Source organism: Vibrio sp. B181a, assembly GCF_030248375.1.
GTDB classification, from domain to species: Bacteria; Pseudomonadota; Gammaproteobacteria; order Enterobacterales; family Vibrionaceae; genus Vibrio; species Vibrio campbellii.
In genome coordinates this window covers 110,780-120,164 of the sequence record NZ_JAHGAD010000028.1, presented here as the reverse complement: position 1 = coordinate 120,164, position 9,385 = coordinate 110,780, and the positions used below count along the sequence as shown (strand labels likewise).

General features: G+C 45.3%; 8 protein-coding genes and 1 pseudogene. 5 read left to right on the top strand and 4 right to left on the bottom strand.

All coding sequences use genetic code 11. The annotated features are described in order from the left end of the window. Positions 1–143: 143 nt before the first annotated feature. Together KIO97_RS15245 and KIO97_RS15240 are read left to right on the top strand one after the other, a co-directional pair. Positions 144–863: pseudogene (locus KIO97_RS15245) on the top strand (LysR substrate-binding domain-containing protein); the annotation flags it as partial. A 152-nt stretch (positions 864–1,015) separates the two neighbouring features. Further along, positions 1,016–1,309, top strand: coding sequence for a hypothetical protein (locus KIO97_RS15240; RefSeq protein WP_038889088.1), 294 nt, complete (start codon positions 1,016–1,018; stop codon positions 1,307–1,309). A 58-nt stretch (positions 1,310–1,367) separates the two neighbouring features. On the opposite strand, the gene KIO97_RS15235 is transcribed toward KIO97_RS15240, so the two are convergent. Both KIO97_RS15235 and KIO97_RS15230 read right to left on the bottom strand, forming a co-directional pair. Next, positions 1,368–3,326, bottom strand: a complete 1,959-nt coding sequence (locus KIO97_RS15235) for a monovalent cation:proton antiporter-2 (CPA2) family protein (protein WP_285383288.1) — start codon at positions 3,324–3,326, stop codon at positions 1,368–1,370. Further along, positions 3,323–3,940: an NAD(P)H-dependent oxidoreductase gene (locus KIO97_RS15230; protein WP_103413991.1), complete on the bottom strand. Its 618-nt coding sequence runs from the start codon at positions 3,938–3,940 to the stop codon at positions 3,323–3,325. Before KIO97_RS15230 ends, KIO97_RS15235 begins: the two co-directional genes overlap by 4 nt. 673 nt (positions 3,941–4,613) lie before the next feature. Between KIO97_RS15230 and KIO97_RS15225 the strand changes: the two genes are divergently transcribed. From KIO97_RS15225 to KIO97_RS15215, 3 genes are all read left to right on the top strand, one after another. Further along, positions 4,614–5,555 carry a LysR family transcriptional regulator gene (locus tag KIO97_RS15225; RefSeq protein WP_285383287.1) on the top strand — a complete coding sequence of 314 codons (942 nt, stop codon included), beginning with the start codon at positions 4,614–4,616 and terminating at the stop codon, positions 5,553–5,555. A gap of 179 nt (positions 5,556–5,734) precedes the next feature. Further along, positions 5,735–6,685, top strand: coding sequence for a hypothetical protein (locus KIO97_RS15220; protein WP_285383285.1), 951 nt, complete (start codon positions 5,735–5,737; stop codon positions 6,683–6,685). An 86-nt stretch (positions 6,686–6,771) separates the two neighbouring features. After that, positions 6,772–7,422, top strand: a complete 651-nt coding sequence (locus tag KIO97_RS15215; protein ID WP_233968245.1) for a hypothetical protein — start codon at positions 6,772–6,774, stop codon at positions 7,420–7,422. A 109-nt stretch (positions 7,423–7,531) separates the two neighbouring features. Here KIO97_RS15215 and KIO97_RS15210 read toward each other — a convergent pair whose 3' ends face one another. Further along, on the bottom strand, positions 7,532–7,963 hold the full coding sequence (locus tag KIO97_RS15210; protein WP_005433505.1) for a YccF domain-containing protein: 432 nt from the start codon (positions 7,961–7,963) through the stop codon (positions 7,532–7,534). Positions 7,964–8,169: 206 nt separating this feature from the next. Further along, complete coding sequence (locus KIO97_RS15205) at positions 8,170–9,384, bottom strand: MFS transporter (protein ID WP_050906843.1); 1,215 nt, start codon at positions 9,382–9,384, stop codon at positions 8,170–8,172. Position 9,385 lies beyond the last annotated feature (1 nt).

Below are 9,385 nucleotides of genomic sequence, written 5' to 3'. Positions count from 1 at the left end.
TTTGTAAGTCCGCCCCTGGTCAAGCACCAACTGAGCGCATTCAAGCTTAAATTCTGAGTTAAAAGTGCGTCTTTCACGCTTAGTCATAATATCACCTGTTTTAGTATCGAGATGATCATACATCACCTCTTAATCAGGTGGCCAAATTCACTATGCCACTACAAACGTTGACCTCTGCGGGCGAACGCTTTTATAAACAATGTGCGCAGATGACAAAACAGGCGGAAGAGGCGTGGTTAGAAGCGGCAGAGTTAAAGCAAGTCCCAATGGGCACTCTTACCGTTACCGCGCCAAATGCGTTGATGCGTTCTATAGTATTGCCTGCTTTAACGGAGGCTTTTGCACAGTACCCTGATGTGCATTTAAATTTAGTCAGCGACGACAAGCATGTTGATATTGTTCAGCAGGATATTGATCTTGCAGTGAGAGTTGGAGCGTCTGGTGATTCGAACATTAAACAACGTAAAGTAGGGCAGTTTTGTGATGTATTATGTCGATCTAAAGAGATGCATACTGATATTGAAAGTGCTTTTTATATCGCTCAACACTGGCAGATAGAACCGATAGCCCATAACTTCACTCTGAATGGTCAAGATCATCTAGTGCAATACTCAGTAAAGCATCGTGCAAACACCGTGTTCGACGTGGCGAGTCTTCTAGAAATGGGACTAGGCTTTGGGATCCTGCCAGATTTTATGCTGGACTCGAATCCACTTCTTGAACCTGTGCCTGATGCGAAAGCATCGAAAGCGAACCCGATTTACGTGTTGCACCCCTACCATGCACATGTGCCGATGTCGGTGACATTAGCGATAAAGGCAATTGAAGATCGTATCGAAGAAGTGATTTCATGTGAAAACTGAGGGTTAGAGCTGAATGAAAAACAGAGGTGATAGAAATTAAACCTGATGCATTTTTATTCAGGATCAATCTTCATCATTATTTCACTCCACGTTCTAACTCTCTCGTCTACACTGTTTGATGAGTTGTCAGTTGGCAGACCAAGGAGGCAGTCATGATTGCAGTCCATCGAGAGTATTGTTTATCGAATAGTCCAGATTTACACGCGCACGTTGAAGTCAATCCAGTAGGGAAATTGGAAGTCGAAATCGTCGAACTACAAGAGCGACATATCACCGAGTTTGAAGACCTTTCTTTTGAAAGTCGCGGTGCTCAAACTCGAATTTGCGGTAAAGAAGACACGGTTCCATGGCAATTTAACCTTGCCAAGACAGATGCGTTAGAGCTATCTCACCTTGTTGATGAAGCGAACGAGGAATACGAGACTTTGATGAGTGATCTGATGTAGGTGTTTATTTTCCCTTTCTCGCATTAAAAAAACCTCCCAGCGTGGGAGGTTTTTGCTTTTATTGAGGCTGTTCTTTGCAAGGGTTCAGCTCTTGAACGTTTTCTTCGTTGAAGTCATCCGCATACCCTTTTGGTGGCGGTGTCCAACCACGTTCTGAGCGAGAAAGTTTGTCATGACGATCTTTCTGCATCTCTTCAGCCATTCTCTCTTCAAGGTGAATAAACAGCTGACGGAAGTTGTTATCATAACGCTCTCCCTCAGAGTCATCAGCCCATGCTTCATACAGCATGTCAGACTTGCGGCATTCGACGCGTCGATACGTTGATTTCTGTTGCTCAGTGTAGAAAGGGTGTATGCCAATTGCTTTCATTGCATGCCCACCAATCTCTAATGCGGAATGGTAAGTCTCCGACTCAATGATGTCGGCTCCAGCTTGGCGCAGCAGATAACCATGACCACGGTCGAATGCACGTGCAATGATGGTCACATTCGGGTAGCTATGCTTCACGTGTTTCACCAATCCAACGCTGGCCTCTTGGTTGTCAATCGCCACCACAAGTGCGGAAGCATGCTCAATTCCCGCCGTGTGCAACATATCGGGACGAGTCGCGTCGCCAAAGTAAGCTCGTGTACCGATTTGACGCATGTTATCGATTTGACTTGCTTGGTGGTCAAGAACAACGGTTTCCACGCCATTGGATACCAATAAGCGGTTTACAATCTGACCAAAGCGGCCTATCCCAGCAATGATCACGGTACCTTGTTCTTCAATTGTGTCACTTTCGCGATCGTTCGATTCACTCTCAAAGCGAGGAAGTATGGCTTTATCGAACAGGATGAATAATCCCGGCGTTAGGAACATTGAAATCGCAACAACCAGCGCCAGAGTCTGTGAAAGCTCAAATGGAATTACATGGTTTTGCACTGAGAAGCTCAGTAATACAAAGCCAAATTCCCCCGCTTGTGCCAAGCTCAGTGTAAATAACCAGCGGTTGCTGCCTTTAATACGAAAGATTAGAGCGATGACAAACAGAATTGCTGCTTTCAGAGCCATTACCCCGAGTGTCAGGCCGATGATCAAACCAAAGTCGCTGAACAGTACTGAGAAGTCGATGCCTGCACCTACGGTGATAAAAAACAGGCCAAGCAATAGGCCTTTAAATGGCTCAATGTTGGATTCCAATTCATGGCGGAATTCACTGTTCGCGAGCATAACACCTGCCAAGAAAGTGCCTAAAGCAGGGGATAGGCCAACTAAGCTCATTAAGGCCGCAATGCCGATCACCAGCATTAATGCGGTGGCGGTAAAGATTTCGCGCAATCCAGAGCTAGCAACGTAGCGGAACAGCGGACGACTTAGGAAGTGTCCACCAACCACTACGATGGCAATAGAAGCGGTGATCACAAGACCGTACGCCCAACCAGGAAGACCAGCGACTAGGCTGAGCTCTTCATGATGTTCAGCCGCCGATTGAGCTGCAGATTGCGCTTGCTCTACGAGTTCCGGCAGTGCTAATAGCGGAATAAATGCCAGCATTGGAATAACCGCGATATCTTGAAAAAGCAGTACCGAGAACGCATTTTGACCGCCTTCGGTCTTGGTTAGCCCTTTCTCGCTAAAGGTTTGCAGAACAATCGCAGTGGATGACAACGCAAAAATTAAGCCGATCGCGAGTGCAATCGTCCATGGTTGTTCAAAGTAAAGCGCAATTGCCATGATCAGCGCTGCTGTACCGCCAACTTGTAGGCCACCGAGTCCCATCAAGCGATTTCGCATCGCCCAGAGCATTTTGGGTTCAAGCTCCAAGCCTACGAGGAACAGCATCATCACAACACCGAATTCGGCAAAGTGTTGGATTGTCGTCGTTTCTTCACCAACCAGACCAATGATTGGGCCAATAACCACGCCAGCAATCAAATAGCCCAGCACTGAACCTAAGCCCAAGCGTTTAGCTAGAGGAACAGCAATTACGGCGGCAATTAGGTAAACAAAGGCTTGTAAGAATATCCCTGTCATGACGCTTCCTTAATCAGTTGTGGGAGTGCGCTATTGAGTTTGATTAGTGAAGCTGCTGCTTTAAGATCCAATGTGTCTTTTACCAATGCATTGAGCAGCGTTTCGTAACGTTCAATATGTTGAGCGATACGATTTTCTTCAAGCGCAGTGCGGGAGCCGAACAGTGCCAGTGGCGCAATGTAATGCATTCCAGTGAGCGCCGACATTTGCTCGATTGGAGCAAGCAGTTCGCGAATAGTGAAATGGTTATACCCTTGAGCTTTATAAGCTTCTTCTTTCCCGCCAGCAGAGAGCACGCAGAGCAGTGTTTTACCTTGTAGTTCTGTACCTTCAGAGCCGTAAGCAAACCCGTACTCTAAGACCAGATCTTGCCACTCTTTTAAGATGGCTGGGGTTGAATACCAGTACAGTGGAAACTGAAAAATGACGACGTCATGATCCCGTAAACGCTGCTGTTCACGGTCAATATTGATATTGAAGTGAGGGTATTCGGCGTATAGGTCGACACAAGTCACGCCGTCTATCTGTTGAGCGGCATCAAAAAGGGGGGCATTCACTTCGGAGCGATGCTGCGAAGGATGTGCATAGAGAATAAGCACTTTTTTATTAGTCATAGGAGTCCTTGTTACGCGTCGAAACCACTTTTGGTATAAGAATGAAAGACCTTTTGTTTGTTGTAACAAACTGTAACTCATAAATTTTATCCTATCTACTTTGGTGAATGAACATAGAAGAGTGAAAATCACTTTCGATACAAATAAGGGGATGATCGCGTGATGCCATCGGGATGCTTAGAAAACCAGAAAGCGGCCGTGCGTTAGCTCCCGGCATCAGCTTTCAGGTCATTCGTGTTATTCAGTAGTCTCGATGGACATGACGACGAGAACGGGAATGCCGCCGGATTCTAAAGGCGAAAGATTTGCCCATGATAAAGATTGATGGGTTAAGGCATGGTTACGAGATCTTCGGCTATGAAAGGAGTGAGCGTTGCCTGTTGTTTAGCGGTATTTTGAGGTTAATGAAGATAGGAAGATTTTCTGCAAATTAAAGTATCACGGCAGCTTATGGTTGGTGAGATTGCTGCAGTTATCTATGTTTTATAGTGGGCAAAGGTAGCATCGAATGGAGGGGGAGGTCGCTTTTCAAACGCCAACTTGATCGTAGGCTGTGTAATTTTTTCGTCATTAAGACGTATCGATCGCAAACATTTGGTGCCTTGCGGTTGGAAAGTCGTCAAATCTGTTCTTATGCTGAATAATAACCTTAAGTTATCAACGACGTGAATTTATGGCCAAAGATCTCTTCTCCAACCTCGACCTCAATTTATTAAGAACGTTTATCATCCTCCACCAAGAACGAAACATGCGCCGTGCGGCAGACCGGATGTTTGTGTCTCAACCTGCGGTGAGTAAAGCATTGCAGAGATTGCGTGATCACTTTGATGATGAGCTATTTGTGAAAACCCATCATGGCTTGCGAGCTACCGAGTACGCGAACGATTTAGCGGAAAGCTTAGCGCCGTTACTTGATGAGATTTCGATAACGTTAAATGGTTCAAAAGACTTTAACCCATTAGAGATGAACGGGACGGTCAAGATTGCGTTAGCCCCTTTTATCCTTAGCTCCTATGCGAGCGAAATTTTCCAAGCAATCAGACAGGCGGCACCAAATGTGCAAATTCATTTACTGAACTGGTCGCGTTCTACCATGGATGAAATTATTAAGGATGAAGTGCTGCTGGGAGTGAACTACGAAATCAACCACTCCCCCAAAGAACTCTTGACGAAAGAAATCGTAAAAGATGCGTTCTGTGCTTATGTTCGAAAAGATCATCCTTTGCAAGGTGATCGCTTACGAGTGTCAGACTGCCAGCATCTTGAGTTTGCTACCGTGATTGCTGCTGACTGGAACTCTAATATTTCATTTTCAGAAAAAATAATGAAGATCAAAGGGGTAGAGCCTAAAATTGCGTTTCGCTCTGAGCTGCCATCTGCAATTATTGATGTGGTCGCAAACTCAGATATGGTGTTTCCAGCATCAAAAACGGTGAATGTCGATAAGTTGCATAAGCTCCGTAGGCTGGATATTGAGCTCGACGGTATGGTGATCGAGCCATCACTGCTGGCTTACTACCACCATAAGAATCGACGTAATGATATGGTGCATTGGTTGCGCAATATTGTAACGGAGATTATTACCGGGCACCTAGATCGAGATCGCCAACAATGATAACCCTCGGTTATCAAGCTATCTACCCTTGTTTATTAATAACCCGCCGTTAAGTGCGGGTTTCTTTTTGGCGATTAGAGTCATAAAACACTGTTCAATATACTTCTCTTCATCGGGCAGGGAGTCCACTGATTCTGCAAGAGGCAGCCCTGAATTTCGACAAATTAAGAGAGTAAATCATGAAAGTTAAATTACTGAGTGCAGTTATCGCAGCATCTTTTCTAGCAGGTTGTTCTTCATCAGGTTCTTCGGACTCCCCTAGTGAGCCAACAGGTGTGGCATCGGTGCAAACCTTCGAAGGTGAACATTTCGATGGAATGGCCATTCAAGGCGACAACGGTGAATACAATACAGTCGCAATCCGTGGGGTAGAAGGTAACACGGTATTCAATGTGGGTGGTGAGTTGTACTTTACTGATGGTGATGTCGTGAAAGACGCATCAGGTAACGTAGTCGGTAATATTGAAGTTCGCAATAACGAATTGGTGTTTGTCAATGACAAGGGTTTTGTGCACTTGAGTGTAGAAGATGGTCGATTAGTTGTGGAGGAGTTTAAACCGACTATCGAGCATCCGATTGAAGGAGAAGTCGATCCGGGTTTCGGAACAACAGTGCCTACATATGGCGACATAACAAATATTGGTGGTTCTGTTGTGATAGCGGCAGATAACGGAAATCATGTAGTCATCAGCAAAGATTCTAGCGACACAGTAAATATTATTGTTGGTGAAACAGGCGCTTACTACAGTGTGAAAGATAGTGAGATCCATAATGCCGATGGTGAACTTATTGGTCATGCATCTAAAGAAGGTGACAACTACATTGTGCGTCTAGAGGACGGTACTGAAGTGGTATTCCGCAACGAGGATGGTCGTTTATTTGCCGGAGTCACGAACCGCCCAGATATCAGCCATCCAATCATGGATGTACCAATGCAACCTATTGAGCCACAACCCTCAAATCCAATTCAACCAGATGTTGAGAACCCAATAGAAGGTCCGGTAAACCTTCCTGCAAATGAATTAACCAAAGAACAGCGTGCAGAGCTGAAACAAAAAGTTCAGTCTCTGTCACAAGAGCAACGTCAGCAAATTAAAAGAGCGATTCGTGACCGCGTTGAGCGTTCGTAAACCAATCGTATTAGGGTAAGTAGCAGGGAGCCGCTTGAATAAAGTGGCTCCTTTTTTGTTTTTATTTCTTCTTATTAGGTTTTCTCATGAACAAGTCTTTGACACTGCTGTGCACCGTTTTTGCTGTTCCGTGTTTTTCTGCTGACCATAAGATGCCAGAGTTTGGTTTGGATGTTTCTCATACGGATGACGAATGGATTGTTACTGCTAGCGGCTATTTGCAAGCGACAGAAGAATGGAATATCTCTGCGGAAGTTGACTCGACAGGCTATTTAGAACTCGGTACAGGGTATGGAATTATGCTTGGACAGTTCTACACCGAGGCTTTTGTTAGCTACGGACGTGCGGATTTATTTGATGTGTATGACGCCGGGCTATTTACCGGAACCGCTCTAGGCGACGATTGGATGGTCTACGCAAATAGCTCTCACGAGTGGCGAAAGAGTGCGCTTGGGAAATCATTTCCTGCATTAGAGAACACTAATCGTGAATGGAAAAATACCGTTGGTATCAGTTATGCACCAGTTGATTTAATTACTCTTGGCTATGCTTACAACTACGATAAAAAGCTAACGGAGGGAGGACATCGAACCAATCACGAGGTGCGAGTCACGCTAAAACCTAAGTGGGTGGAACCTTACGTGAAATACACCTTTGGTGAACATCGAGTGTCTTCTGGTTCTACGAAGGTGAGTGAAGACAACAGCATTGAGCTAGGTGTTAATTTTAATTTTTAGGGTATAGATATGAATATACAATCAATGATTATTGAATACGCAGTGGCGATCATGGGCTTACTATTGACAGGAATAACCCTCTAAGCGGGTTGCTTAGAGGGCTAAAGCATTAACGATTGATGTTGTAGCGAGCCATAGCGGCTTCTTCAGTCGTTACCACTGTTTTTCCAATCGGAGCAAGAGAGATAACGGCGAGCTTTAGGTGTTGAAGCGCAAACGGAATGCCAATAATGGTAACAAAGCATGCCACCGCCGAAAGCACATGACCGATTGCCAGCCAGATACCCGCAAACACAAACCAAATCACATTACCAATGACGCCAAGTGGGCTCGTGCCGATGTCCATTTCATTGGTCAATTCATCTCTTGAAACGGCTTCTTTACCGAATGGGAAGAACGAGAAATTACCCATTACAAAACAAGCACGTCCCCATGGAATACCGATGATACTGATGAATGCCAGCAGTCCAAAGAACCACCATAGCAAACCCATAAATACGCCACCGAATACAAACCAGATGATGTTGCCGAGTGTTCTCATTTAAAACCCTTTTTGATTTATAGCGTTGTGTTAAGTATGTCACACGAATCTTAACAGAGGATGAATGGATGCACTTTATCTTAAATAAGCCATCATTGATGAGAATGCGTTGATGAAAAAACGAAATTGATCGAAGAGATAGGGGGGAACATTGGTGGCTTCATAAAGAAAAGGCCCTTAACGTATCATATTAAGAGCCTTTAGAATTATGCTGTTGCCATAGTTAAGCGTGGTACGGGCTTGTCGTTGATTGGCAGGTGAATCAGTGCTGCGATGAACGCCAGCACAACGGTTGACCACCAGATAGGATCGTATGAACCATAGTAATCATAGATACGACCACCAACCCAAGCGCCCAAGAAGCTGCCTACTTGGTGAGTAAAGAACACCAGTCCGTACAAGGTTGAAAGGTAACGAGCACCAAATATCTGACGAACCAAGCCAGACGTTAGCGGAACGGTGCCTAGCCAACAGAAGCCAATCGCACCACCAAAGATAGCAGCCGTGTGCTCGGTAACAGGTAGAGTCACAAAAGCACCGATCACGACTGTGCGCATCAGGTACAACGCCGACATAACATGACGCTTGTTAAAGCGATCTGCCATCACTCCCCAGAAGTAGGAACCAAAGATATTGAAGATACCGACATACGCCAATGCCATTGCAGCGGTTGATGCGGGTAGATCTTTATCTGCCAAGTAACTTGGTAGGTGAGTCGCGATGAACATGACATGGAAACCACATACGAAGAAGCCTGCATGGATCAGCCAGTACCCTTTATGTGAAAAGGCTTCTTTCAATGCCTCTTTGAGTGTTTGAGAATCTTCTTGTGCATTTGCTGAGGTATCGGCTTTTGGTTTGGCTGTTTTCATGAACAATGCAAACATCACCATAAAGCTACACAATACGGCGAATGCTTGTAGTGCGCCTTGCCAACCAAAATCGCTTAACAATGCTTGTGCACCTGGGATCATGGCGAACATACCGAATGAGCCAGCCGCCGTTGTCAAACCAAATGCTTTTGCTGCGTGTTGTGCAGGGACAACTTTGGCAACCGCACCTAGCACGATCACATAGCTGGTCGCACTCAAACCAAAGCCGACCAAAACACCAAGCGATAGGTACATCATGGTTGGTTCAACTGCAATAGAAGTCAGGTATAGACCCAAAGCGTAAGAGATGGCACCTAAAATAATGATACGCTTTGCCCCCCAACGATCTGACGCCATGCCGACAAACGGCTGAAAGACGCCAAACAGCAAGTTTTGCAATGCAATGGCAAAGCTGAAAAACTCGCGGCCAGTGTGGAAGTAGTCTGAAATAGGCATCATGAAAATGCCGAACGATTGTCTGATCCCTAGACAAATAATCAAAATCCCTATTCCAAGCCATACAAGAACTGGAAATCGGAAAATACTCATA